This window comes from Streptomyces sp. NPDC055099 (assembly GCF_053607685.1).
On sequence record NZ_JBSGUA010000043.1, the window covers coordinates 1 to 23,604 of the forward strand.

General features: G+C 68.9%; 20 protein-coding genes and 3 pseudogenes. 8 read left to right on the forward strand and 15 right to left on the reverse strand.

The features are described from left to right. Positions 1-286: 286 nt before the first annotated feature. A pseudogene (locus ACWFRU_RS41615) lies at positions 287-471 on the forward strand (hypothetical protein); the annotation flags it as partial. Between the two features lie 94 nt (positions 472-565). Further along, positions 566-1,060, forward strand: coding sequence for a hypothetical protein (locus ACWFRU_RS41620; protein ID WP_453693977.1), 495 nt, complete (start codon positions 566-568; stop codon positions 1,058-1,060). 314 nt (positions 1,061-1,374) lie between these two features. Here ACWFRU_RS41620 and ACWFRU_RS41625 read toward each other — a convergent pair. From ACWFRU_RS41625 to ACWFRU_RS41645, 5 genes and pseudogenes are all read right to left on the reverse strand, one after another. Further along, positions 1,375-1,575 (reverse strand): annotated as a pseudogene (locus ACWFRU_RS41625) (IS5-like element IS4811 family transposase); the annotation flags it as partial. 190 nt (positions 1,576-1,765) lie between these two features. Further along, complete coding sequence (locus ACWFRU_RS41630; protein WP_453693979.1) at positions 1,766-2,803, reverse strand: DUF5914 domain-containing protein; 1,038 nt, start codon at positions 2,801-2,803, stop codon at positions 1,766-1,768. Then, on the reverse strand, positions 2,800-3,849 hold the full coding sequence (locus tag ACWFRU_RS41635) for a phytoene/squalene synthase family protein (protein ID WP_453693981.1): 1,050 nt from the start codon (positions 3,847-3,849) through the stop codon (positions 2,800-2,802). The genes ACWFRU_RS41630 and ACWFRU_RS41635 overlap by 4 nt, the downstream gene beginning before the upstream one ends. Further along, a complete protein-coding gene (locus ACWFRU_RS41640; RefSeq protein WP_453693983.1) occupies positions 3,846-5,381 on the reverse strand; it encodes a phytoene desaturase in 1,536 nt (511 codons plus the stop codon). Before ACWFRU_RS41640 ends, ACWFRU_RS41635 begins: the two co-directional genes overlap by 4 nt. After that, positions 5,378-6,547, reverse strand: a complete 1,170-nt coding sequence (locus ACWFRU_RS41645; RefSeq protein WP_453693985.1) for a polyprenyl synthetase family protein — start codon at positions 6,545-6,547, stop codon at positions 5,378-5,380. The genes ACWFRU_RS41640 and ACWFRU_RS41645 overlap by 4 nt, the downstream gene beginning before the upstream one ends. 523 nt (positions 6,548-7,070) lie before the next feature. Here ACWFRU_RS41645 and ACWFRU_RS41650 point away from each other — a divergent pair. Continuing rightward, a pseudogene (locus ACWFRU_RS41650) lies at positions 7,071-7,523 on the forward strand (DUF4383 domain-containing protein); the annotation flags it as partial. Positions 7,524-7,716: 193 nt separating this feature from the next. Then, on the forward strand, positions 7,717-8,730 hold the full coding sequence (locus tag ACWFRU_RS41655; protein ID WP_453693987.1) for a winged helix-turn-helix domain-containing protein: 1,014 nt from the start codon (positions 7,717-7,719) through the stop codon (positions 8,728-8,730). Between the two features lie 1,061 nt (positions 8,731-9,791). Here ACWFRU_RS41655 and ACWFRU_RS41660 read toward each other — a convergent pair. Both ACWFRU_RS41660 and ACWFRU_RS41665 read right to left on the reverse strand, forming a co-directional pair. Then, positions 9,792-10,064: a DUF7848 domain-containing protein gene (locus ACWFRU_RS41660; RefSeq protein ID WP_453693989.1), complete on the reverse strand. Its 273-nt coding sequence runs from the start codon at positions 10,062-10,064 to the stop codon at positions 9,792-9,794. Continuing rightward, positions 10,055-10,402, reverse strand: coding sequence for a hypothetical protein (locus ACWFRU_RS41665; protein ID WP_453693991.1), 348 nt, complete (start codon positions 10,400-10,402; stop codon positions 10,055-10,057). The genes ACWFRU_RS41660 and ACWFRU_RS41665 overlap by 10 nt, the downstream gene beginning before the upstream one ends. 484 nt (positions 10,403-10,886) lie before the next feature. Between ACWFRU_RS41665 and ACWFRU_RS41670 the strand changes: the two genes are divergently transcribed. Then, entirely contained in the window at positions 10,887-12,191 is a 1,305-nt protein-coding gene (locus ACWFRU_RS41670) for a tetratricopeptide repeat protein (protein ID WP_453693993.1), read from the forward strand. Continuing rightward, positions 12,188-12,703 carry an NUDIX domain-containing protein gene (locus ACWFRU_RS41675; RefSeq protein ID WP_453693995.1) on the forward strand — a complete coding sequence of 172 codons (516 nt, stop codon included), beginning with the start codon at positions 12,188-12,190 and terminating at the stop codon, positions 12,701-12,703. The genes ACWFRU_RS41670 and ACWFRU_RS41675 overlap by 4 nt, the downstream gene beginning before the upstream one ends. A gap of 528 nt (positions 12,704-13,231) precedes the next feature. On the opposite strand, the gene ACWFRU_RS41680 is transcribed toward ACWFRU_RS41675, so the two are convergent. The 4 genes from ACWFRU_RS41680 to ACWFRU_RS41695 all read right to left on the reverse strand — a co-directional run bounded on the left by ACWFRU_RS41680 (position 13,232) and on the right by ACWFRU_RS41695 (position 18,388). Continuing rightward, the gene (locus tag ACWFRU_RS41680) at positions 13,232-14,185 is read right to left on the reverse strand and encodes a helix-turn-helix transcriptional regulator (protein ID WP_453693997.1); all 954 of its coding nucleotides are present in this window, start codon (positions 14,183-14,185) and stop codon (positions 13,232-13,234) included. 189 nt (positions 14,186-14,374) lie between these two features. Beyond that, entirely contained in the window at positions 14,375-14,758 is a 384-nt protein-coding gene (locus ACWFRU_RS41685; protein ID WP_453693999.1) for a hypothetical protein, read from the reverse strand. 111 nt (positions 14,759-14,869) lie between these two features. After that, on the reverse strand, positions 14,870-17,872 hold the full coding sequence (locus ACWFRU_RS41690; protein ID WP_453694001.1) for a helix-turn-helix transcriptional regulator: 3,003 nt from the start codon (positions 17,870-17,872) through the stop codon (positions 14,870-14,872). Positions 17,873-17,959: 87 nt separating this feature from the next. Continuing rightward, positions 17,960-18,388, reverse strand: coding sequence for a VOC family protein (locus ACWFRU_RS41695; RefSeq protein ID WP_453694003.1), 429 nt, complete (start codon positions 18,386-18,388; stop codon positions 17,960-17,962). Between the two features lie 103 nt (positions 18,389-18,491). On the opposite strand from ACWFRU_RS41695, the gene ACWFRU_RS41700 reads away from it, so the two are divergent. Further along, positions 18,492-19,112: a DUF7691 family protein gene (locus ACWFRU_RS41700; RefSeq protein WP_453694005.1), complete on the forward strand. Its 621-nt coding sequence runs from the start codon at positions 18,492-18,494 to the stop codon at positions 19,110-19,112. An 82-nt stretch (positions 19,113-19,194) separates the two neighbouring features. On the opposite strand, the gene ACWFRU_RS41705 is transcribed toward ACWFRU_RS41700, so the two are convergent. From ACWFRU_RS41705 to ACWFRU_RS41715, 3 genes are all read right to left on the reverse strand, one after another. Then, on the reverse strand, positions 19,195-19,986 hold the full coding sequence (locus tag ACWFRU_RS41705) for an alpha/beta hydrolase (RefSeq protein ID WP_453694007.1): 792 nt from the start codon (positions 19,984-19,986) through the stop codon (positions 19,195-19,197). Positions 19,987-20,000: 14 nt separating this feature from the next. Then, the gene (locus tag ACWFRU_RS41710) at positions 20,001-20,831 is read right to left on the reverse strand and encodes an alpha/beta fold hydrolase (RefSeq protein WP_453694009.1); all 831 of its coding nucleotides are present in this window, start codon (positions 20,829-20,831) and stop codon (positions 20,001-20,003) included. 155 nt (positions 20,832-20,986) lie between these two features. After that, complete coding sequence (locus ACWFRU_RS41715; RefSeq protein WP_453694011.1) at positions 20,987-21,811, reverse strand: alpha/beta fold hydrolase; 825 nt, start codon at positions 21,809-21,811, stop codon at positions 20,987-20,989. 292 nt (positions 21,812-22,103) lie between these two features. Between ACWFRU_RS41715 and ACWFRU_RS41720 the strand changes: the two genes are divergently transcribed. Further along, complete coding sequence (locus tag ACWFRU_RS41720) at positions 22,104-23,078, forward strand: helix-turn-helix domain-containing protein (protein ID WP_453694013.1); 975 nt, start codon at positions 22,104-22,106, stop codon at positions 23,076-23,078. Between the two features lie 86 nt (positions 23,079-23,164). Here ACWFRU_RS41720 and ACWFRU_RS41725 read toward each other — a convergent pair. Next, positions 23,165-23,604 (reverse strand): DNA-directed RNA polymerase subunit alpha C-terminal domain-containing protein (locus tag ACWFRU_RS41725; protein ID WP_363213066.1); only part of this gene is annotated, 440 nt, incomplete at its 5' end.

Consider the following 23,604-nt stretch of genomic DNA (forward strand, 5'->3'; position numbering starts at 1 on the left):
GTCAGAAGAAACAGCCCCTCCAGCCTCACCAGCAGCACATCGAGCGGCAGACCAAAGCAACTCAGAACACTGCACTCAGGAGGAAAACGACCTCTCAGAGCCCATCTTTGAACCTCTGTTGATCTCGTTTATTGCCCCGGCGGGTCTCTGTTCGCCCACGGCTCGAGAGTGGTTCGGCGGGGGCTTTGCGGAGAGCTTTCGGATGCTCCGACTGGGGCGCGTCGGCCGGGTGTGGGCGGACGGATTTCTGCCGGACCTGGGCAGACAGCGCGCCACGCCGGACACGACCCTCGTGCACCATACGGTGGCGCGTGCCCACCGTATGGGCCGGGTCGGACCGGTCCGCGTGCACCGGCTCGTCGCCGGGCCGAGGCGACGTTGGACGCGGTGAACGTGTCCGACACCGAGCTCGCCCGCCGGATCATCGAGGAGGAGCAGGAACGGCTGGGTGTGGGCGGACAGAGGCCCTGACCGGAGAGGGGATCGGGGCGTGCCAGGAAGAAGTAGCATCGTCGCCGACGTGGCGAGGTGAAGGCCGTCGCTTACTGATACAGCGGGGTGAAGCGTGGAACAAAAGAAGCCATGGACGATCCAGTGGCATATTGCCGCAGATGGAACGGTGATCAAGCAGCGGTCCCGGGGCAGCGCGGAGCACGAACAGCTGTTCCAGCAGTTTGCGACGACGTGGACGCCGAAGATCGAGCAGCTCGATGCCATGGAGCAGGGGCTGCAGCATGCCAGCGCCTCCGGCGAGCGAAGGTCCAGGGTCCTCCTCTACCTGGCCTACGTGGCTCTCACAGGGCTCGTGGCCGGGATCGTGTCGGCCTGGGCCGGCATCGATTCCGGATTCTTGACGCTGGGGTCGCTCGCTGTCGTCGTTCTCCTCGGGCTCAGCACGGGCGTCATCATGCGGGCATCGATCAGTCGCTATCAGCGCGCCCACCGGGAGGCCGGGTTCGAATCGTCGAACGGCGTCACGCTCGCCGCTCGCGAGGCCCGCACGATGATCAGCGATTCAGGTGCCGTCTCCGGCAGGGAGTTCGCCGCCGTCCGGGCCTGAGAGCCCAACCTTGAACCTCAAGATCAGGGTCTAGTGATGCCTGATCGTGCGGGCACTCGTTGGGGACGACCTGCCGATCCGCCCTGAGAATCGAGACCGATACCCGGCGAACTGGCCGGAGATATCGCGAGCCATCAAAGACCGTGCCGGGTGGCAGTGCGAATGTGAGGGAGAGTGCGGCCGCAGGCACCGCGGCCGATGTTCCAACCTGCATGGCAGACCGGCGCATGGCACCGGTTCGCGGGTCGTCCTGACCAGGACGCTCCCGCTGTAGATCAACACCAGGTGTGCTGTGATCACGCGGCCCGAACGGCTGCGGCAGGTCGAGAGCTTGCAGACGTCGGATGGACGGGCGGCCGGGTGAGCCGACGGGTCATCAGCGTGATGGCCGCCAGGGTGAGCAGCGCTTCGGAGTGTTCGGGACGGGTCTCGTCGTCCCGGACATTCCGGCGCGCGTGCAACAGCCACGCCAGGGACCTCTCCACCACCCAGCGCCTCGGGACAATGGGGAACCCCGGCCCGCCCGGTACCGGCAGAATCCGCCCGCCGACCCCCACCGCAAAGGCGTACGGCCCCAGCGCGCGGAGCACCCGAAAGCGCTCCGCAAAGCCCGCTGCCAAGCCACTGCGAGCGGAGAGCCCGGTGGGTAGCAAGCCTGCCACCGTGGCGCATGTACGAGATCAACAGGGGTTCAAGGATGGGCTCTCAACCCGGGAAGCGGCCGCTGCTTCGCAGTGTCCAGCGCCTTTCCGCGTACGCCATGTCGTCACGCCACAGGCGCCCGGCCGCCGCCCGCATGACGGGGCGCAGCAGCGGACTCAGGGATCTGGCGACCGCGAAACCCCGCCGGTCGGACGCGGCGATCACCGCTTCGAACACGGCCGTACGCGGTTGCCCGGCGGCGTCCGGCTCGAGCGGTGTGGCATGGGTTTCCACGACGGAGCCCGCCCCCTCGCCCTGGGTGATGTGCATGACGACGGTGCGCGGTTCGGGAGCCGTGAAGACAGCCGTGACCGGTACCACCGCGCGTGCGGCCACCTTGAAGGACACCTCCACGGCGAAGCAGTCCTCGGCATCGCTCACAGGCCCGGCTCCGGGCTCGTCCACCACGCGGAGATCGACGAACGAGTAGGGGTGGAACCAGGCGCCGTGCCAGGGATCGAGACGATTGGCGACGATGTCCTCGGGTTCGCAGGCGCCCGTTGCGGTGCAGACAGCCGAGACACTTCCGGCCAACCGCGGACGCTCGGGAATCACCGGCCGGTCCAGGGGCGGCTCACCGCCGACCGTGTCGAGGCGTACCCAGGCCAGGACCCCGTCGTCGTAGGCGGGGTAGGGCTGCCAGCCCGCGCGCGCCGAGCCGTCGAGGGCCAGCCCGTGCCAGTGACAGAAGAGGGTGCCGCAGCGCACGATGCTGTCCTTCAGCGGCGCTCCGAGATGCGGGCAGGCGCCGGGGCCCGCCCGCAGAGCTCCCGCGGCGTCGCGCCACGCGACGACCTCGGTGCCGGCGATGGACCGGCCCAGCGGCCGCTCGGCCGTGATGTCGCGGGTGTCGCCCAGCACGTACCAATTGCCCGATGGCCTGGACTGGGCGCGCTTGAGTGCCTGCGCGATGACGGCCGGCTTCGCGTCGCGCCAAGTCGGCTGCTGCCGCTCCCAGGCCACGGGACGACGCCGCAGCCGCAGAGGGTAGCGGCCGGTGCCGGAGAATCGCCCGGTGCCGGAGAAGCGTCCGGAGCTCATACGGCCTCCTTCCTCGGCTGCCGAGTGCGTGCCTGTGCAGTGTGCGGCATGTTCTGGGCCGGCGATGAGGCAGGCGGGGTGTCAGGTGTTGCCGGGACGGGGGTGCCCACGGCGCGGGCGCGCAGACGGGCTGCGGCCAGGCGGGCCAAACCGTCACAGGCGACAACGGCCCGGCGGCGGCGGGGCACCACGGCACGGCGGTGCAGTACCGCGAATCCGTCGCGTGCGATGGCGTCGAGGATGCCCCCGTACAGCACGAACGCGGTACGGATGCAGGGCCGGGAGACGGGGTCGAGCAGTGGCAGGCCGGGCGCTGCCTCGCGGTAGACGCGCCGGGTGAGCGCGGCGGCGTCTTTCAGGGCCGCGGTGATGCGCGGGTCGTCGCGTCCGCTGTCCCTGCTCCAGCGCAGGAGGGCGCGGTCGACGCCGTGTGCGGCCAGCAGGTCCATGGGGAGATAGATGCGTCCGCGGTCGAGGTCCTCTCCGACGTCCCTGAGGAAGTTGGTCAGTTGGAAGGCGACGCCCAGGGCGGCGGCGTGCGGGGCGGCCTCCTCGCGGGGGACGACCGTGCCCAGAACGGGAAGCATCTGCAGGCCGATGACGGCTGCCGAGCCGTGCATGTAAGTGCGCAGGTCCGCGTAACGGGGGTACTCGGTGACCTCCAGGTCGAGTCGCATCGACGTCATGAAGTCGGTGAAGAGCTCCGGGGCGATGGCATAGCGGGCGGTGGTGTCGGACAGTGCCGCCACCACCGGGTCAGTGCTCATCCCCTTGCGCAGGCCGATTTCGAGGTCGTTCTGCAGGATGTGCAGGGCTGCGGCGCGCTCACCGGCCGTGGCCGTGGAATCCAGGTCGTCGACGATGTCGTCGGCCCAGCGGGCGAACCCGTACAGGGCGTGTACGGCGGGCCTGCGCTCGACGGGCAGCAGCCGTGTGGCCAGGAAGTACGTCTTGCCGTGCCGTGCGTTGAGTTGGCGGCAGTGGGTGTAGGCGGCGCGCAGGGCGGGGTCGGTGATGCCCGCGCTGTCGAGCTCCCGGGCGGTCATGGCACGAGGCCCTTCGTGGTGGTCGGAGCCTGCATTCGGGCGGGCGCTGTCGGCCGCGGGCCGGTGACGCGCGCCGCGGCGAGCTTTCCCGAGATCAGGACGGTCGGTACGCCGACTCCCGGGGTCGTGCCGCAGCCGGCGAGGACTGCGTTCTCGACACCGCGTACGAGGTTGCGTGGTCGGAAGGGGCCGGTCTGGGCGAAGGTGTGGGCGGCGGAGAACGGGGTGCCGGCCGCGTGTCCCTGCGCGGTCCAGTCCGCTGGCGTGACCAGGCACTCCTCTTCGATGGCGGAGGCCATGCCGTGCATCCCGCGTCGTTCCAGCTCGGCGAGGAGACTGTCGCGATAGCGGGGCGCGAGGTCGCGCCACTGGTGGGCCGAGGGGCCGATGCGGGTGTTGGGGCAGGGCGCCAGGATGTAGTGCAGGTGGCGGCCTTCGGGGGCGAGTCCGGGGTCGGTGGCGGTGGGGCGGGTGATCAGCAGGGAGGGGTCGGACATCAGGCTGCCGGTGCGGGTCAGTTCGTGGAAGGTGCGCTTCCAGGCGGAGCCGAACGAGATGGTGTGGTGGGCCAGTTGGGGCCAGGTGCGGTCGGTGCCCGCGTGCAGGACCACCGCCGACGGGGAGTGGCTCAGGCGGACGGGTCGGCGCGGCTGAGATCCGAGCAGGCGGTAGGTGACCGGCAGATCGGGCGTCAGGACCACGGCGTCGCACGGGATCCGTTCCTGATCGGTGACCACGGCCGTGATCCGGCCCCCGCGGCGTTCGAGGCGCGTCACCTCCTGCCCGAAGCGCAGTTCTGCGCCGGCGTCGGCGGCGGCCGCCGCCATGGCCCGCGGCAGGGCGTGCATCCCGCCTCGCGGGAAGTAGACGCCGGCGATGGTGTCCATGTACGCGATGACGGCGTACGCGGCCAGTGCGCGGGCCGGGGGTACACCCGCGTACAGCGCCTGGAAGGTGAAGACGCGGCGGAGGCGCTCGTCGGAGATGAACCGGCCGATGCGCGCGTCCAGGCGGCCGAAGCCGCCGAGTGCCGCCAGGCGGACCAGATCCGGTGTCAGCAGGCCCAGGGGTGAGTCGAAGTTGGTGTCGATGAATCGGCGCATCTGGGCCTGGTACAGGTGATGCAGCCACGTACGCAGCCTGCGGTATCCGGCGGCCTCCCTGGCTCCGGCGAAGCGCTCGATCTCGGCTTCCATCGCCTCCGCCCGGGTGTGGACGTCCAGGCTGCTGCCGTCGGCGAACCGCGCCCGGTAGGCGGGGTGCAGCTCAAGCAGCTCCACACGGTCGCTGAGCCGCTCGCCGACCGCGGCGAACGCTTCGTCCGCCAGGTCGGGCATGGTCAGGACGGTGGGCCCGGTGTCCATCCGGTATCCGCCGCGGTCGAGCAGTCCGGCCCGGCCGCCGGGCTCCAGGTCTCGCTCGATCACGGTGACACGCCGACCGGCGCCCAGGAGGTGCAGCGTGGCGGACAGACCCGCCAGTCCCGCTCCGACGACCACCACGTGATCCGTCGGCCCTTGCAGACGCCTCATCGGTTCCTCTCCTCGTGGGTGGCAGCGGTGGCAGCGGTGGCAGCGGTGGCAGCGGCGGAAGCGGCGGGCAAGGGATCTGAAACGCCGCTGACCAGGTAGAAGAGCTCCCGGAGTTGCGCCTCGGCTGCCTGGCGGGGGAGTGCGGCATCGGACAGATGCCGCACGCTCCGCGCGGCGAGCCGCCGAACGCGGTTCTCGACGATGCCGCGGGCTCCGGTCGCCTCCAGTACGTTGCGAACGCGGTCCAGTCCGATCCCTGTCGACTCGGCCCGGCCGCCGAGAACGGCATCGAGGACGGCGAGCGAGTCGTGGTCGGCCCCGGCCTCTGCGCGCTCCCGGGCCACGGCCATCAGATACGTCGCCTTGCCCTCGCGGATGTCGTCGCCCGCGGGCTTGCCCGTGTGGGCGGATTCCGCGTAGACCCCCAGCAGATCGTCACGCAGCTGAAAGGCGAGGCCCGCGCAGCGGCCTGCCGCGCACAGCGCCCGCGTGGTCCGGCCATCCGCACCGGCCAGCGCCGCACCAAAGGCCAGAGGCCGTTCCACCGAGTACAGGGCGCTTTTCAGCGTCGCCGTGCGGGCGGCCCGGGACAGGGAGCGGGAGCCGGTCGCCTGCCCGTGCAGGTCGAGGTACTGGCCCGCGACCATTTCCTCCCGCATGGCCTGCCACAGAGCACGGACGGCACGTACCGTGCCCGCGTCGAGCGCCGTGTCGGCCACCACGTCATCGGCCCACGCCAGGGCCAGGTCGCCGACCAGGATGGCTGCGGATGTCCCGAACGAGGCTCCGGCCCGGCGGGGAGTGCTGCTGGCGCTGATGCTGGTGTGGGGGACGTAGCGGGTCTCCAGCTCGACATGGACGGCTTGTTGCCCTCTGCGAAGTGGCGAGCCGTCCATCACGTCGTCATGCACCAACGCACAGGTCTGGATCAGCTCGAGGCCGACGCAGAGGCGCAGCGCGGCCCGGATCTGGTCGGCGTCGAGGCTCTCGGCGCACGCCCGCAGTCCCCACCAGAGGAAGCGCGGGCGCAGACGCTTGCCACCGCTGGAGGTGAAGTGGGCGACGCGTCCGGCCACGTCCTTGGCGAAGGTGGGGTCGATGCCGCGGGCGGCCTCGAGGCGTTCGGCCAAGACGCGGTTCAGCGTGCGGGCCACGGCCGCGGGCACGTCTGCGTCGATGAGGGCCGGATCTTCAAGAGTCTCTGGGGCTGACGAAGTCTGTGAGGTTTCCGGGACCGCCGGGTCTACCGGGGCCTCCGGGGTGCCCGGGACCTCCCGGATCTCCGGCGCCTCGGGGAACTGGGCCGTCCCGGGCGATGGGCCGGGGGCCCGGCCAGACCTTGCCCGATCGTGCCCGTGGTCGTACGCGATCCGTGGATCGCCCAGGTCAGGGGCGAGGAATGCCTCCGTCCGGGCGCGGTGCATCGCATTTCCTCTCGTCGCGTTCGATCGGCATGACGTCTCCTCCCCTTCCGTCCGCCCGCACCGGACGGATGCAGCTCACACGCAAACCTTTGGGGGAACAGGACTGGGGCCGACCGGCCGAGGGTCCCCAGATGCCACCGTTCTGAGGCCACCGTCTCGCGGTGCGGCCGGACACGCATGTGGACGACACGGGGCGGAAGAGCGGTTCGATGGGCAAATTCACCCGATCTGCATCTGTACCTCACATAAACGGTGAAACGGTGGCATGAAGCTGAAAGATGAACTCCCGGTCGACCACCACCTGGCGACCGTCTACCGCTACGGCGCGGCCTTCTGCGGTGTGGTGCTGCTGGTTTTCGCAGGCCTGGGCTTCGCCGACGCTCTCGACCCCTTCGCCACGGCGGGCGACACGATCGCGGGCATGACCACCAACGTCGCGCTCAGCACGGTCTCGGTCATCGTGGGGATCGCGCTCCTCGCCGGGGCCGTGATCGGCGGCAACTTCGCCTCAACGCTCAACGTCACCGTGGGCGCGCTGTTCGTACTCAGCGGCTTCGCGCATCTCTTCATCCTCGACCGCGCCGCCAACGTCCTGAACTTCGGCATGACCAACGTGATCTTCAGTTTCGTGATGGGGCTGCTCATCGCGACGTTCGGCATGTACGGCCGGGTCTCCAGCAAACTCCCGCACGACAACCCGTACTGGCGCCGTCGGCATGCCGCGTAGGCGGCGGACGGCCGTATCCCCCCACGTCACGGCCGTCCGACCGCCATCCAGGCCGGGCCACCGGTGAAGGGGCCGAACTGGAGCTTTCCGTGTTCGCTCACGGACAAGAGTGGCCCAACAGGTGATCTGGGTTCGACGTGATTTGGCCTAGCCCGAATAACGACATCTTGATCAGGCTCGGCGCATGCCCCTACGTATCCACTTCACCGCAGCCGACTTGGCCCGCACCCGGCTGGCCGAGGCACCTCGTCCCATGCTGGAGCTGGATATCGCGTTGCGGCTGCTGCAAGAGGGAAGCCATGCGACCAGATTCGGGGCCTGGCGCAGGGAATCGCTGCGTCGTCTGTCGCCCAGGGTGAGGCGACTGTTCGATCTGATCCCGCCGACGGGCTGGACCGTGGATTTCCTCGACCAATCGCATGCCGACAGCATCGACGAGGCAGTGGAACGTGTGCGGGCCACGCCGGCCGCCCGTATCCGCAAAGACACGGAGGCATGGGCGGCGGGACGCGGCCATCGGCGTGCCGTGCCGCTCTGGACGCAGTCACTCGGCAGCGACGGGCAGCTGCTCACGGAACTGACCGACACCGTGGCTCACGCCCACAAGCAGGTCATCGCCCCTTATCAGCGGCACATGGATGCCCTCAGCCGCGCGGATCAGGCACTGCGTGCCCGCCAGGCCACTCATGGCGGACTCGACATGCTGCTGTCCGGGCTCAACCCCCGTTACATCCGGTGGGAAGCACCCGTGCTCGAACTCACCATGGCTTCCGGCAGCACCGGCGACATCCACCTCGCGGGCCGTGGCCTGCTCCTGATCCCCTCTGTATTCGGGGCGGTGTACCCGGCGCTGGACGACACAGCCGAACCCCAGCCCTGGCTGACCTACCCCGTGGGCCTCCGTGACACGGACCTCTGCCTGCCGTCCACCGACACCGCACGAGCCCTCAGTACCGTCCCCGACTCCCTGACCGCGCTCCTCGGCCACACCCGAGCCGTGGTGCTGTGGACCATCGCCCGGCACCCCGGCTGCACCACCACGGAACTCGCCCGCCGCGCCGGCATCTCCCCGGCCAGCGCCAGCCAGCACGCGACGGTACTGCGCACCGCAGGCCTCTCGCACACCACACGCCACCACAACACCGCTTTGCACACCACGACGTCAGCGGGCACCGACCTCCTCAACACCGCAGCCTGAGACCCACGCAGCCTGAGACCCACGCAGTCTGACAACACCGCCCGGCCACCTCACCCGCGTCGCTCCCTTGTCACGCGGTGCCGCGTTCTCGAATTCAGATCCTGCACCGTGGTGGCCATGCGTAACCCAACTGCCGGGCGAATTCTGCCGAGCCACCGCAGACGTCAGACACCGTGCGTGGGTCACCCGCCGTGAGCTCCTCCACGAGCCGACTGACCTGTGCTGCCGCGTCGTCGTCGCTTGAGACGCTCAGGGTCCTCCGGAACTGGAGCCAGGGTTGGTCTTCTCTTACGGGGGGTCGGCCTGGATGGAAAATGAACAGATCGACCTGGTCCGGCTCCCACAGCCAGGCGGATACGCCGCCGATCTCACACTCCCAGCGCTCGAGCCAGTCAGTGCATCGGCGCAGCTCTTCCTCGAGAAGCCGGGCGACAGTCCTGGCCGGCCATTCCCAGGAGTGATCCAGCGTTGCGCGTTCGACCTCTGCTCTGTATTGCTGAGGTTCGAATCTGAACGCGGGCAGGCGGGCCTCATCTCTGCAGGGGTTTCGCCAACCATCCCAAATCACGTGCTCGCCGTCGTGACGGATCGTCACGTACAGAGCCCCGCAACATTCTTCAGTGCATGGTGCCTCCGCCAAACGAACCTGGCGTGGGGCCTCGACAGCCTGCAACGGACCGTCAGGCAAGAGGAGGTAACCAGGGCCCTCGCACGGCCCCGCGTCGAATACCTCGGCCACGATGTCCCGCCCATCAATGTGTGGGCGCACCTCCACTGCGCTTCCGCGAGTCACCTGGTCCGGTACAACGATGTGGAGGAAGAAACTCTGCAGGTCGTGGGGCACAGGACGATAGTCGCCCAAGGGTGGGCTGCTGTCGCCCTCTTTTCCGCTCCGAGTAAAGACCCTCGCGACACGACCCCGGCACTCCCACAGGGGAGGAGGAGCCGATGTCGCAGTGGCAGGCTAGGGGGAACTGGCGCCTACCGCTCTCCCCTTTCAGGCCAAGGGAGTCAAACAGGCGGAACTGACGGAATGCGGCCACGCCAGCCCCCGCCCTGCTCTACGGCAGGGAGTCCGCCTCACCCACCGCAGGATCAGTGAGCGTGGCGGTGAAGAACTGAAACTCTGTCAGTTCATAACCGCTATGGCGAGTCGTGCCCGCGTGCCTGAGGCACCACAACTGCGCCTCATCCGGTTCAGCTGAATCCACCGAGTGTTCACTACAGACGAGGCACTTACCTACGTGCCGCACGGCTGACCCAGGCATGGCCGCCAGTGTCCATTCGAGCAGCACAAAGCGGCCTCGTGGCAAACTGTCCTCACTCACCCGCACGCACCTGCCGGAAGCGGCGGTTCGTCGTCGTCCTCGTCGCTGCCGTCCACATCGGATTGGTCGAATGCGGACAAGCGATCGCCCCGGCTCTCCGCGATTCGGTGGACCTCCCGAAGCGACTCGGTCAACCGGGCAGTCACGAAGCGGAGTTCCTCGGGCGTGGCCGTGTGGTCAGCGAGCGTGTCCGCTGCATGTCCGAGAAGGTCGCACGCCATGCCCAGTTGCACACTCTCGATATTGTCGGCCAACCGCGCCATGAAGCCCGTCCCCGGACCCACAAGAACGCAAGGGTTCCCCTCCAGCGTCGACCACGGCAGCACCCGCACCTGATTCGTCATGCCGTCACCTCCACCCCATGGATCAAGCGTGGGCCGATGTCCACGCCGTGCACGGTCAGCCACAGAGCACGCCGTCGCACTCTCTCTCGCCGTTCTTCCCATCGCCACTCGAAAGCGACGAGATACGCGGACACCAAGCCGATGCCCTTACCACGCAGCACAGGCACGCGCCACAGAGGCCCTGTTGGGGCGTCGTCGTTGCGTACCGCCGGGCTTGGCCCGGGAGACCCGTGGGGTTCCGGAGCGGAAAGAAGGCGCTGTAACAGCTGCCCGGAGACGCGAGCGATACAGTCCGGCATGTCGACCTGCTTTCTCAGGTAGGCCACGCCCCGGGACCGTTTCAGCGGCCGCCGGGGTCTGATCTTTCAGCCTTCCCATTGGAACGCCTGAGAAGTAGCCCAAGCTGGATACCCACGGTGAGTAGCATCAGCGGACAACGAGCAGCAGCGGCCAGCGTCTTGTCCTTCACCCCGGAGCGTCGCTCATGCCCACCTATGAACCGCCCCGCGACCTTCCAGAGCGTGTTCTCAGTGATCCCGAGATGATCCGGGCCTGTAGCGCACGAGACTTCACCTCGATCTTCCGGTTCGTCAAGCACCATGCCGGCATTTACCCCGCGCTCATTGCTCGACGTTGTGATCTCACGCCCAGCCGCGTCGGCGAGATCATCGGTAGCCAACGCATTGTGAAGGACATGAGCGTCGTTGAACGCATTGCTGACGGCCTACGAATCCCCGGTGAGATGCTCGGCCTCGCCCAGCGAGATTGGGAAAGCAAAGGAAGAGAGCGCGAGTTGGCGCCTCTTGCTCTGGCCGTTCAAGACCCCGCTACGCCGCCCACGTCGCCTGGCTCGCCGGACAGGGCTGCAGTCGAGTCCTTCCGCGCAGCAGATCGCCAATTGGGCGGCGGCCACCTATATGGCTCCGTATTGCTCTATCTGCACAGAGAACTGGCTCCCCGGATTTTCAGTGGCAAGCAGGCTTCCGACACCTCCCAGGTGTTCCAGGCAGCAGCGGCTCTCACTGAGATGGCCGGTTGGATGGCGCACGACTCTGGTCGCAATGGCCAAGCACGCGAGCACTTCGCCAAGGCACTGCCGCTCGCGAGGGCTGGGGGAGACCGCGCGCTTGGCGCGAACATCATGGCGAGCATGAGCCATCTGTCCCTGCAACTTGGCCAACTTGAGGAAGCCGCCTCCCTCGCCCGAGCAGGTCGGGATCATGTTGCATCGGGACCTCGCGTGCCCACCTTGTCTGCCAGATTGCACGCGATGGAGGCGCGGGCCTTGGCGCAGGGTGGAGAAGCCGAAGCCACGCGCCATGCGCTAAATCTTGCTGAGAGGGAACTGACCAGGACGAGTGACGAATCACCTTCCCACTGGATCAGCTCGTTCGACGCTGCAGCGTTGGCCAGCGAGGCAGCGCTGTCCCTGCAAGACCTGGGCGCCCTGCCCGCCGCAGTGAAGGCAGCAGAGAACGCCATTGCCCTACGAACAGGAGACCGGGCGCGTAGCCGAGTGTTCGGGCAGATCACATTGGCCAAGATCCGGGCCCAGCAGGGCGAGCTGGAAGCTGCCTGCGCAGTGGGCCACGAATTGCTCACAGCCTGCGGCACGCTCGGATCGATGCGGATCACGCAGCAGCTCGAAGAGCTTGCCGGATCGCTCGCCCCGTACCACGGTGAGCGGGTCGTGGCCCGTTTCCTAGACTGTCTGGCAGCGGTGAATCAGCAACGCGCGCTGCTCCTGGCAGGGATCAGCGCCCCGCACGGCGGAGGTATGACCACGTGACCACACGCCCTCAGCCCGGAACAGCCGCGTGGCAAGCGCACTTGGCGGAAGGGAACGCTAAGCAGGCCCGCAAGCGGGTATCGGCAGACGTCCTTTTCCGAGACGAAGGCGGGCGGGTGCTCCTGGTGAAGCCCACGTACAAGGAAGCGTGGGACCTGCCGGGCGGTATGGCCGAAGCCAACGAATCCCCGCAGGACGCCGCTCGCCGGGAACTGGGCGAGGAATTGGGCCTCACCGCCCAACTCGGCAGGTTGCTTTGCGTGGACTGGGTCGCCCCACATGGACCGTGGGACGACCAACTCGCTTTCATCTTTGACGGGGGGACCCTTACGCAGGAAGCGACCGCGAATCTTCACCCTCAGGATCATGAACTCTCAGCCTGCGAGTTCTTCTCACCGCACGAGGCCCTGAGACAGCTGCCGTCCCGAACTCGCCGCCGTACCGCTCAGGCTCTGGAGGTGCTCACGGGCCAGGGGGCCCTGTATCTGGAGAATGGCGAAGCGAGCGGGTAGGTGTCGTTTTGGCGCGCTGGTGACACGGCTGGCTGGGTGTGGCTGTTGATTCCGGGGCGGGGTCGGTGGAAGTACGAGTCGAGCCACTCGGGCCCTCTCACGTAGGGGATTACTCGGTGCGCAGTGCCCGGTGCACGTCAGACGGCGAAGCCACGTCGTGAGCCTGCCATGGGCTCCCCAGGTTTCAAGAATCCGTACGGGGTCCGCGACGACGGTGAGAGCGCGTTTTCTGGACGGGGCGCCGCGTTTATTGGGCCGACGTCTCCGTCGGCAGAACGTAAAGATGGTCACTTGGGCCGACTCGGTGCGCCCAGGTGGGTCGCTTCCCGGACCCCGAACGGTCTGCCTGCGGCGTGCGATTCGCGTGTCGTGGGCGGCAAGGCTCAGCAAGCCGGGCGAAAGGCCGTCCACGCGGCGGCAGTGGGCTTTGCGGGAGTGGGCCCATGAGGGCCGCGTGGGCGGCGGGTGCGCGGTGGCGGTAGACGGGTCGTCTGCCCCGGTGTGCGCGTGAGCGCATTTGCGGTCGTCTCACGCGTGTTGGTTGGTGTTCTCGCGCAGCGTCGTGGCCGGGGATAGGCCGAAGGCGTCGCGGTAGTGGCCCGCGAAGCGGCTGGTATGGGCGAAACCCCAGCGTGCGGCGATCTGGGTGACGGTCGATGTGTCCGGGGTGGCCGCCTGCAATTCGCGGTGTGCCTGTTCGAGGCGGACTCGGCGCAGGTAGGCGATCGGTGTGGTGTCCCGGTGGCGGCGGAAGGCCTGTTGCAGGGCTCGGGGGGACGCGTACGCGGCTTGGGCGATGTCGGCGAGTGTGATGTTCCGGTGGGCGTGGGCGTCGATGTAGGCGAGGGCGCGTTGCAACGTCGCGGGTGTCGCATCGGTGCTGTCGATCCGGCGTTGGCCAGGAGTCTGGTGCGGGAAGACAGCCAGCACAGTCGTGGCGAGCAGATGGGCCAGCTGCCCGGACAGCAGGGCCGGTACCGACTGCGCGCCGTCGAGCCGGTGGGATGCGAACGAGGTCGCGGCTTTCCACAGCTGGGCCGCGGCGGCATCTGGAGCCTGCAGTTCGAGGAAGTGCAGATGGGTGCGGTCTTCGGGGAGGGTGCCGAGCGTGTCGTGGAGGAGAGCGGTGTCGATTGTGGTCACTTGCGTCACCGTCGCCTCGCACACCACCCGGTAGGGCTTCCCGCAGGGTGTCAGCAGGGGAGTGGCGGGTCCAGGACGGTCACTGTGACCCGGGAAGTCGATTCCCAGGTTCCCTTGGCTGGCCACGCTGACCACGAGGCGGCTCAGCGGGTCACAGGCGAAGCGCAGCGTGCCGGGAAGCGTCACGTGGTCGACCGTGAACTGGTCGGTACCCACGCGGGAGAACCGCAGGTCCTGGCCCTCCATGCGGTCGCTCAGCCGCAGGCTCGTTCCGTAGGAGGCATCCATGAACTCCTCTGCCAGCGCGGTCTCTTTGGTCGTGAGAGTGCTCCGTATCAAGCGGACATCCTCCCGCGCAACGTCCACTGCCGCCCCCTTGGCCCAGCGACACGAGCTGTCGATCCTCGCGTCGCTGCGCTGACCGGCACACCGAATCTACTGGGAACCGACGACCAGAGACAGGTGCCGCATCCAGTCGCGGAGCGCATCGGGCCGGGCAGCCGCTCGGCCCGATGCGTGCTCCTGGAACTAGCCGAAGACGAGCCCGACGTTCTTGTCCACGCAGACCCGCAGGGCGGCCACCAACTCGCTGACGTCTTCGATGCGCCGTCGGAAGACGAAGTCATCGTCGCCGGGACGAGGTTGCTCGAGCACTTCCTCCAGCCGAGGCAACATCGCCGCGCATTGTGCGGGAGTGAGGTCGGGGCCGCCGTCGTCCGAGTGATTGAGCAGGGGCGCGAGCGTGGTGGAGACGTCGGCCCACGGGCGCTCACCGCCGAAGCCGACCATCTCGGTGAGCGAGAACCCCTCGGCCTGGGCCAACCACTTCCTGAACATGCTGAAGCCGGTGTACGACCAGGACACATCTGGGCTCGCCACGTCGTCGTCATCAGGGAAGAGCACCAGTCCCATCCCGTACCTCCAAAACACCCACGAAAGTAGTCACGAAAGCAGTCACGGCGAGAGCAGCAGTCACGGCGAGAGCAGCAGTCAAGCAGGCCCACGGAGCGATCCGCTAAGCGTTCACGTGTCGAAGACCCCCAGCCGGTGCGCGATCGCCGCCGCCTCCCCGCGGCCCGAAGCGTCCAGCTTGGCCAGGATGTTGGAGACGTGCACGCTCGCCGTCTTGGGCGAGATGAACAGTTCCTCAGCTATCTGCCGGTTGCTCCGCCCGGCGGCGACCAGCCGCAGCACCTCCCGCTCCCGGCCGGTCAGGCCAAGCGCCGCCGCCGGTGTCGGCGGGAGAGACGCCGTCTCCCCCTCGTCCTGGTGCAGCCGAATCCGCGCACGGTCGGCCAGCGCGGTGATCTCCCTTTCGAGCGGCACCGCTCCCAGCTCGTCCGCCACTGCCTTGGCCCGCCGCAGCAGTTCGCCGGCCGCTGAGCGGGAGCCGGCGCCGCCCTGGCCGATCAGGCACTCCGCGAGCCGCAACCGGGCGGTGGCCACCAGCGCCGGGGCCTCCAATTGCTCGGTGGCGGCAAGAGCCTGCGTCCATCGGGCGGTCGCGTCCTGCCCCTCGGCGGTGAGCAGTTCGGCCTGGATCATCTGGGACTGCGCGGCCCACAATGGTACGAAATCCGGCTGGCCCCGCATGGCCTCGCGGATGCGCCGTACCGCCGCCGCGCGCCCCGGTCCGGCCACCGCGAGCCCGCGGGCCCGCGCCTCCGCGGCGGCGGCTTCGTACAGCAGCGGCCAGCCGTAGCGGTGGTGGCCGGGGGCGATGGCGTCGCCGACCGCCGTATCCAGCAGCGCGCGCACGTCAAGGATCCGGCCATCGGCGGCCGCCAGCGCGATGGCGATGCGGGCCACGGCCAGGGTGTGCTGCAGCTCCGGGTGGGCGCCTGTGGTCCGGCCGCCGGATTGTTCGACATGGTGCAGGGTTTCGGCGTACGCACCTCTCGCCAGGGCCAGTTCGGCCCGCTGCTCGGCGATCTGGGCCCGGGTGCGGGAGCTCACCGCGCGGCGGCCGGACGCCCGGTCGAGCACGTCGTCGGCGTCCCTCCAGCGGCCGAGCTGGATGAGGGACTCGGCGAGGTTGCCGTCGATGAACGAGGCGGTGTCGGGCAACCCGTACCGCTCGGCAAGCCCGCTGCCCTCTTCGGCGACCTCGACGGCCTCGCGGTAACGGCCAAGGCCGTGCAGCGCCGTGGAGAGGTTGCCGAAGCCGTGCAGCAGGGCGTTGGCGTTGCCGGGCTTCAGTTCCTGGGCGCATACTTCCCGGGCCTGCGCGAGCCCGGTCTCGACGTCGCCCGAGTGGATGGTCAGCCAGGCAAGGGTGTGCCGCGCGGTGAGACCGCTGGTCTCCGCGCCCGTCATACGGCAAACCTCCACCGCCTGCTGCGCGATCTCGATGGCCTTCGCCCCGGGCTGGTGCACCACGTACCAGTGGGCCGCATGTGTGAGCACATAGGCGTGTACGACGGACGGCGGCAGGCCTTCGAGCAGCTTCAGGGCCTGGGCGATCTCGTCCCAGCCGTCCGAGCGGGAGAGGGCGCGCATCAGCTGGTAGCGCTCGGCCCAGAACCAGGCGGCCCGCAGGGCATCGGTGTCCGCCAGCTCGCGCAGCGCCCGCTTGCAGATGGCGAGTGCTCGCTCCCGCTCTCCCGTGAGACGCGCGGCGACAGTGATCGCGGCGAGGAGGTCCACGAAGTCGCCGGGGGTGTTTGGGGTGATGGCCGGGCACAGGCCGTCGTCGACCCCCTGGCGCATCGCCTGACGGCGCAGATCCTCGGGGACGTCGTCCCACAGCTCCAGTGCCCGCTCCAGCAGACGGTGCTGCTCGGCGAACGCGTGGCGCCCCCCGGAGGCGCCCGCCGCGGCGAGCACGGCGGGCAGTGCTCTGGCGGGGTCGCGGGCGTCGAACCAGTAACCGGCGAGACGCCCGGCACGCTCCTCGGACCGTACGAGGGTGGGGTCGGCGTCCAGCGCCTCGGCATAGCGGCGGCTGAGCCGGGAGCGCTCGCCGGGCAGCAGGTCACCGGCCACGGCCTCGCGCATCAGGGCATGGCGGAAACGGTAGGACTCGCCCTCGTCGGAGGGCTGCAGGACGGCGGCACCGACAGCGGTCCGCAGCGTCTCGATCAGCTCGTCCTCGGCCAGCCCCGTTACGGCGGCCAGCAGACGGAACTCCACCTCGGAGCCGCCCTCGGCAGCGATCCGCACCACGCGCTGCACCTTTTCCGGCAGGGCTTCGGCCCGGACCAGCAGCAGGCCGCGCAGGGAGTCGCTGAGGCCGCCGGGGGAGCCCTTGAGGATGCTGCGGGCCAGCTCCTCCACGAAGAACGCGTTGCCCTCGGAACGTGCGAAAACGCGGTCGAGGAGCTGCTCGGACGGGTCCTCGCCGTGCAGGGCGGCGAGCTGGCGGCGCACTTCGGCGCGCTCGAAGCGTGGGAGTTCGAGGCGGGTGACGGTGCGCAGCCGCTCGTACTCGGCGAGGGCAGGGCGCAGCGGGTGGCGGCGGTGCAGGTCGTCGGCGCGGTAGGTGGCGACGATGAGCAGGCGGCTGTCGGTGAGGGCGCGCAGCAGATAGCTGAGCAGCTCGCGGGTCGAGCGGTCGGCCCAGTGCAGGTCTTCGAGGGCCACCACGAGAGTCCGGTCCGTGGAGAGCCGCTCGAGGAGGCGGACGGTGAGCTCGAAGAGGCGGGCGCGGCCGTCGGTTTCGGGGCGATCCCGGTCCATCTCACCGAGCTCGGGCAGGAGCCGGGCGAGCTCGCCCTCCTGACCGGCGACGGCGGCGTCCAGTTCCGCGCCGAGCTGTCGGCGCAGGGAGCGCAGGGCCGCCGATACGGGGTGATACGGCAGGGCGTCGGCGCCGGTTTCGACGCAGCCGCCCACGGCGACGACGGCCCCGCCGGCAGCGGCCCGGGCGAGGAATTCCCGAAGCAGCCGGGTCTTGCCCACGCCGGCCTCGCCGCCCAGGAAGACGGCACCGGGCTCCTCGGCGTCCGCCCTGGACAAGGCCTCGTCGAGGGTGGCCAGTTCGGCGCTGCGGCCCACGAGGACAGGGCTTGTATGACTACTGTGCACAGCGCTGAGCATGGCATCTCGTGCACGGTGGGAAACAGCGGGTTTGGTCTCGGTCTCCGGCCGGGGCCGGTATGCGGGCATGACCGCTCAGTCGACACAGAACTCGTTGCCCTCGATGTCCAGCATCGGAATGCACGAGTCAGTCCCGTCATACAGCGTTTGTACGTGGGTCGCCCCGAGCGGGATCAGCCGGGCGCACTCGGCCTCCAGCACGGCGAGGCGCTCTTCCCCCACGAGTCCGGTGCCGACCCGCACGTCGAGATGCACTCGATTCTTGGCGGCTTTCCCTTCGGGGACGCGCTGGAAGTACAGCCGAGGGCCCTCGCCCGAGGGGTCAACGCACGCACACCACGCGTCCTGCTGCTCAGGCGGCTGGGAGCGCTTGAAATCCTCCCACGTGGCAAAACCGTTCGGTGGCGGCGGTATGACGTAGCCCAACACCTCGCACCAGAAGCGGGCGAGGCGCTCGGGTTCCGCGCAGTCGAAGGTGACCTGGAACTTCTTGATCGACGTCATCGGGTCACCGTAGGGGTACTTGCTGCTCACTGACACCCGGGGTGCCCCGACCGCGCAGCTGCCTGGCACGATGACTGTCAGAGGCTCCGTCTAGGGTCGGTGCATGAGTTCCTCACTGAGCGTGTACCTCCTCGATGTGGCCGCGACGCGCGCCTTGGTCGGCTCCCGCGACGACCAATTGCTCACCGTCATCCGCGACAGTTTCGGCGACCAACTGGCCCGGGCCGACGAGGAGTTCTCGTTCGACATCGAGGGCGGGGCGCCCACCGCGTTCGAGGCGCTGACCGCCGTCGTGAACGGCGGCCCCTTCAGCGAGGACAAAGACCACGCTTTCCAGTACGGCTACGCCTATGAGCGACTGTGCGAGCTCACCGGTTCGTTTCTCGACAATGACCGTTTTACCCCGCACCGCGGCAGCTGGCTCTCCGACGTCGATGAGGGGCTGAGCGCCCTGGGTATCACCGCGGTGTCCGTGCAGGAGTTCGGTTACGGACAACTGCCTGATCCCCTGCCGCTGACATACACCCCCGGCTGCGGCGAGTGGACCCACGCCCAATGCATCAAGGCACTGCAGCAGTTCGACGCCACCAAGCGAGCCGTCGACGCGAGTGGGCAGGCCCCGCCGCTGGAGCCGGAGGTCGTCGACGGGGTCATGCAGTGCATCGGCTGGATGCGGCACGCGGTGGCCCGGCCGGGGTACGGCGTCATCGGCTTCCGTTGTTGAAGGGTGCACACACTGTGCCGCGGTGCCCGACAGGCCGGGCACCGCGGTTGATCGGGGCGGGTGTCGATTGCCCGGGTGTCGGTCAGGTGTGGTCGAGGGCCCAGGCCAGGGCGTGGTCGGCGATTTCCTCCCAGCCCTCCTGGGCCGGCATCAGGTGGCTGCGTCCCGGAAATTCGATGATGTCGGTGACGGTGTCGGACTTGTAGTGCTTGGCGTTGGACTGCTGGATCTTCGGCGGCATCAGGTGGTCGTGCTCGCCCGAGACGAACAGCAGCGGAGCCCGGTCGTTGTTGCGGTAGTTCACGTAGGAGTCGGCGTGGCCGGGGTGGATGTTGGCCAGCGCGCTGCCCCAGAACACATGGCCGGAGGCGGGGATGTGGTAGCGCTCGTACAGGGCGCGGGACTCGTCCTCGGGGAAGGTGTTGGTGAAGGCGTAGCGCCACTGGTCGTAGGTGAATCCGACGGCCTTGTGACGGTTGGCCGGGTTCTTCAGCACCGGGAACGTCGCTTTGAGCTGTGAGAGCGGGACTGTCGTGACGCCTTCGGTGGGCGCGGAGTTGATGGCCACTCCCGCGGCGCCGTATCCGTGGTCGAGGAGGATCTGGGTGAACACCCCGCCCGCGGAGTGGCCCATGATGATCGGCTGGGTGCCGAGGCCGTCGATCACCTTCTCCAGGGACGCGATGATCGAGGGAACGGTGAGTTCCTCGATGGGGGTGGGGTCGGCGTTGAGCGCCTCCACCTCCACCTCGAAGCCGGGGTAGGCCGGGGCCAGTACGCGGAAACCCTGGGACTGGTAGCGGGTGACCCAGTGTTCCCAGCTTCGGGGTGTCACCCAGAAGCCGTGGATGAGGACGATGGTGTCCGGTTTCATGAGCGTTCGCTCCTTCAACGGGTGGCGGCGTGGGCCGCCTTGATGATTTTCGCGGCGGCTTCCGGGTGGGAGATCATCACCACGTGCGAGGACCGGATCTCGGTCACCTTGCTGGCCGCGCGCTTGGCCATGAACCGCTGGGCGGCCGGCGGGATGACCTTGTCCTGGGTCGGGATCAGGTACCAGGACGGGATGGTCTTCCAGCCGGGCGCGCCGCTGGGGCCGCTGAGGCCCTGGACGCTGCCGGGGCGCTGGGTGGCCGCCATCAGACGGGTCCGCGACGCGGGCAGGTCGGCGGCGAACACGGCCCGGAACTTCGCGGCGTCGATGTAGCCGTCGGTGCCCGGCTTGCTGCCGGGAATCGGGTACTCACGGGGGATCAGGGCGGGGGCCAGCTCACTGCCGGGGAACTGGCCCGCCAGTTGCAGCGCGCTCTCACCCTCGGCGGGCGCGAACGCCCCCATGTACACCAGGGCCTTGACGTTGGCGTGGCCGCGGGCGGCGTTGGTGATGACGACGCCGCCGTAGGAGTGGGCGGCCAGGATGACCGGGCCGGGGATGGTGTCCATCACGCTGGAGATGTACGCGGCGTCGCCGGCGGTGTCCCGCAGCGGGTTGGCCGGTGCGATGACCGGGAAGCCCGCCTTCTGCAGCAAGGCGATGGTGTCGTTGAAGCCGGAGGCGTCGGCGAACGCCCCGTGCACCAGGACGACGGTCGGCTTCGGCTCCTTCGCCTGGGCCTGCACGGACGTGTGGGACGTCGCCTGGGCGGCGACCGAGCCGGTGACGAGGAGGACGGCGGCGGCCAGTGCCGTCAGCAGACGGCGCGGAGCAGGTACACGCATGACGAACCCTTTCGGACGGCGGGCTACTCAGGGCTGGACGGTGCGGAGGTGCCGGCTGGGCGGCGCGATGACGTGCGGGTGCGGGTGTTGGCGGCAGCGCGATGCGGTGCCGGTCCGCGCCCGGACGCTGGCGGCCGTGCGCGGACGGATGGGGCTCAGGAGGCGAGGAACGCGAGCAGGTCCGCGTTGAACTCGTCCTTGAAGGCGCCCACGAGACCGTGCGGCGCACCCGGATAGACCTTCAGCGTCGCGTCCTTGACGAGCTTGGCCGACTCCAGGCCTGCGGCCGCGATCGGGACGATCTGGTCGTCGTCGCCGTGGGCGATGAAGGTGGGGATGTCGAAGCGCCCCAGGTCCTCGGTGAAGTCGGTCTCGGAGAAGGCGCGGATGCATTCAAGGGCGCCCTTGAGCCCGACCTGCATGCTCTGCAGCCAGAACGCGTCCGAGACCCCCTGGGAGACCTTCGCGCCGGGCCGGTTGAATCCGTAGAACGGCAAGCTCAACTCGGCGTAGAACTGCGACCGGTCGGCCGACACACCCGCACGTATGGCGTCGAACGCTTCGATGGGCAGGCCCTGCGGATTGGTGTCGGTCTGGAGCATGAGGGGCGGCACGGCCCCCAGCAGGACGGCCTTGGCGACTCGGGACGTACCGTGCCGGCCGATGTAGCGGGTCACCTCGCCGCCGCCCGTCGAGTGCCCGACCAGTACGACATCGTGCAGGTCGAGTGTCTCGATCAGCTGGGCGAGGTCGTCGGCGTAGGTGTCCATGTCGTTGCCGTCCCACGGCTGGCTCGAGCGGCCGTGGCCGCGCCGGTCGTGCGCGATGGCGCGGTAGCCGTGCGAGGCGACCAGGTGCAGTTGGTCGTCCCAGGCGTCGGCGTTCAGCGGCCAGCCGTGGCTGAACACCACCGGGCGCCCGGTGCCCCAGTCCTTGTAGAAGATCTCCGTGCCGTCGTGGGTGGTGATGAAGTTACGCATGGGAGCGCTCCCGTCAGCATCCGTGCGGGCATCGATGTCGGTGTCGGTGCCCGTCTTCGGTGAGGGGATCGTGCCAGTGACGGCGGCCCCGTTCTTTGCCGTACGCGCCGAGAACTGTGCCCTGAGCGCCAAGGCACCGATCGCCCCGGTGACTGCTGTGGCACGAGATGAAACACCATGTGCGCGTGGCTTAGCGGTACTTGAATATGCCTGCCCAAGTTGCCCGTGGTGCTGAAGAATCCGGCAGACGGCACGGCAGCGGGAAGGCCGCTGCCGCCGTCCTGGGGGGGCCATGCTGGTTTTGGACACGGAGGACTTACCTGCCGCCGACCGGATCGAGGCATTTCACGCCGTGGCCGTGGGGGAGAGCGGTAGCTGCGCGGTGGAGCAGGAACATCCCGCGGAGGGCATGCGCAAGAGGCTGGAGGTCTGGAACTTCGGCCCGCTGACCCTGTTCGCCACGCGCGGCTCCGGCATGCGCATCTGGCGCACCCCGCGCCACTCGCGCTTCGACTCGATGAACACCGTCTCGATCATCACCCAGAGCCGTGGGACGGGCTCCTTCTCCTGGAACGACCATCAACAGCGCGTCGGGCCCGACTCCCTGGCTCTGGCGCACAAGACCGCCGGCTATGAGTACGGATGGTCCGGGACCGGAGTGTCCGTCGCCTTCATGGTCGACACCGAACGTCTCGGCCTGCCCGAACACCTGGTGCGGACCGCGATACCGCTGCTGGAGCACAGCAGCGTCGCGCCATTGCTGCTGCAGCACATACGGAGCCTGCACCACCGCGCCGACCAGCTCAGCGACGCCCCCGGTGCCGAGGCGCTGGGCTCGGCCACGCTGGAACTGACCCGCGCGCTCGTCGTCTCGGTGTCGGCCGACGAGCGCACCCGGCGGGCGGTCGCGAAGGACACCCTCCTGACGCGCGTCCTGGCCTACGTCCGCGCGCATTTGACCGACCCCGGCCTCACTCCGCAGAGCATCGCCGCGGCCCACAACATCTCCGTACGGACCCTCTACCGGCTCTGTGAGCAAGGCGGTCTCGGCCTGGAGAAGTGGATCATCCGTCGACGTCTGGAAGGCACGCGGCGCGACCTGGCCCTGCCCGAGCACGCCCACCGCACGATCGAGGCGGTCGCCCGCTCCTGGGGTCTGACGAACCCGGCTCACTTCTCCCGCCGCTTCCACCAGACCTACGGCGTCACACCTCGCCAGTGGCGCCGCCTGCAGCACCCGGCAGCCGGCCCGTCATCGGACGAGTGATGAGCGACAGGTGATGTTCTGTTCCGACATGCGACTGGTCGCGCGGTCCGGCAGTGACTGCCGGACCGCGCGACCAGGATCAGCGATCAGTACTGCTGGGTCTCCACGAACCCGGCGTCCGCGTCGTCCGTCGCGGCGAGGGAGTCCACGGCGGCGACGGGGTCGAAGCCGGGAGGCGAGTCCCTGAGCGCGAGGCCCATGCCGGCCAGCTTCGCCTTGATCTCGTCGATCGACTTCGCACCGAAGTTGCGGATGTCGAGCAGGTCCGCCTCGGAGCGGGCCACGAGTTCACCCACGGAGTGGATGCCCTCGCGCTTGAGGCAGTTGTACGAACGGACCGTGAGGTCCAGGTCCTCGATCGGCAGCACCAGGTCGGCGGCCAGGGCCGCGTCCGTCGGCGAGGGGCCCATGTCGATGCCCTCGGCGTCGACGTTGAGCTCGCGGGCCAGACCGAACAGCTCGACCAGGGTCTTGCCGGCGGACGCCATGGCGTCACGCGGGCGCATGGCCTGCTTGGTCTCGACGT

Excerpts from the sequence above, each read along its gene's own strand:
- ACWFRU_RS41655 (WP_453693987.1), top strand. The coding sequence starts at position 7,717 with ATGCCCCTACGTATCCACTTCACCGCAGCCGACTTGGCCCGCACCCGG.
- ACWFRU_RS41630 (WP_453693979.1), bottom strand. The coding sequence starts at position 2,803 with ATGAGCTCCGGACGCTTCTCCGGCACCGGGCGATTCTCCGGCACCGGC.
- ACWFRU_RS41710 (WP_453694009.1), bottom strand. The coding sequence starts at position 20,831 with ATGCGTGTACCTGCTCCGCGCCGTCTGCTGACGGCACTGGCCGCCGCC.
- ACWFRU_RS41715 (WP_453694011.1), bottom strand. The coding sequence starts at position 21,811 with ATGCGTAACTTCATCACCACCCACGACGGCACGGAGATCTTCTACAAG.
- ACWFRU_RS41685 (WP_453693999.1), bottom strand. The coding sequence starts at position 14,758 with ATGGGACTGGTGCTCTTCCCTGATGACGACGACGTGGCGAGCCCAGAT.
- ACWFRU_RS41705 (WP_453694007.1), bottom strand. The coding sequence starts at position 19,986 with ATGAAACCGGACACCATCGTCCTCATCCACGGCTTCTGGGTGACACCC.
- ACWFRU_RS41665 (WP_453693991.1), bottom strand. The coding sequence starts at position 10,402 with ATGACGAATCAGGTGCGGGTGCTGCCGTGGTCGACGCTGGAGGGGAAC.
- ACWFRU_RS41640 (WP_453693983.1), bottom strand. The coding sequence starts at position 5,381 with ATGAGGCGTCTGCAAGGGCCGACGGATCACGTGGTGGTCGTCGGAGCG.
- ACWFRU_RS41695 (WP_453694003.1), bottom strand. The coding sequence starts at position 18,388 with ATGACGTCGATCAAGAAGTTCCAGGTCACCTTCGACTGCGCGGAACCC.
- ACWFRU_RS41700 (WP_453694005.1), top strand. The coding sequence starts at position 18,492 with ATGAGTTCCTCACTGAGCGTGTACCTCCTCGATGTGGCCGCGACGCGC.
- ACWFRU_RS41720 (WP_453694013.1), top strand. The coding sequence starts at position 22,104 with ATGCTGGTTTTGGACACGGAGGACTTACCTGCCGCCGACCGGATCGAG.
- ACWFRU_RS41670 (WP_453693993.1), top strand. The coding sequence starts at position 10,887 with ATGCCCACCTATGAACCGCCCCGCGACCTTCCAGAGCGTGTTCTCAGT.
- ACWFRU_RS41635 (WP_453693981.1), bottom strand. The coding sequence starts at position 3,849 with ATGACCGCCCGGGAGCTCGACAGCGCGGGCATCACCGACCCCGCCCTG.